This is a genomic window from Vibrio makurazakiensis (genome assembly GCF_050337375.1).
GTDB lineage: Bacteria > Pseudomonadota > Gammaproteobacteria > Enterobacterales > Vibrionaceae > Vibrio > Vibrio makurazakiensis.
Map to the genome: position 1 here is coordinate 1 of NZ_JAKJSW010000471.1, position 830 is coordinate 830.

Here is an 830-nt window from a genome sequence, read left to right on the forward strand (position 1 = left end):
AGTAATAATAATATAACAAAACATCTTTTATCTTGTGAAAGTATTATTGACAAATACAAGTTAACAGATTTTCAATCAGCAAGAATGAAATGCCAAGTTTATAGTTATAACTCAAGGAGTGTGAGATTTTCTTTGTTAATTTCGACTGCCTTTAGGAGTAGAAGTGTTTACATCATGGCTAGAATGCTAAAATACTATGTTACAGGGAAGGAAAGCTTTTAATTATGTCAAATAGATTGCTGATGATGACAACTTGTATTGTCGATGATAATAATATAAATGATCTGTTAAGAATGTTAAATTCATATCAAGGTCAGAATTTTTCTAGGTATCAAATTGTATTGTTGCAAGGTTCTTGTGACGGTTTTATAGAGCAAGTCAAGGGGATGAAAAAAGTCGCTGATGTTATTTTTAGCGATGATGTTATTTCTCTCTCAAGTGCTAGAAACCGGATGATAAAATTTGCGATGAACAACGGCTTACTAGCGGAATCAAGTATCATAACCTTTCCTGATGACGATTGTTGGTATCCAAATGATAACTTGGCTGAGTTGGTGGACAAGTTTGATATAGATCCAGAGCTAGAATTATTGGTATGCCGTTATTCTAGTAAAACTAAGCTCGTTTCTGATTCCGTTGAACAGCGTTTGTCTACCAAAGATTTAATCGAACATGGTTCATCGGTAACATTATTTGTTCGTAAAGAGTTGATCGATATTGATGATTTTTTCGATGAAAAATTAGGGATTGGTTCGGTAAATAATGGTGGTGAAGATCTGGATTTCTCATTGAGAGCTTATGCTAAGTCTACTAAATCATTATTTATTAAT

1 protein-coding gene is annotated in these 830 nt (G+C 32.8%); it reads left to right on the forward strand.

The window, feature by feature from the left end; all coding sequences use genetic code 11:
• Nucleotides 1–224 precede the first annotated feature (224 nt).
• Nucleotides 225–830 (forward strand): glycosyltransferase family A protein (locus L4C33_RS22545; RefSeq protein WP_428814597.1); only part of this gene is annotated, 606 nt, incomplete at its 3' end.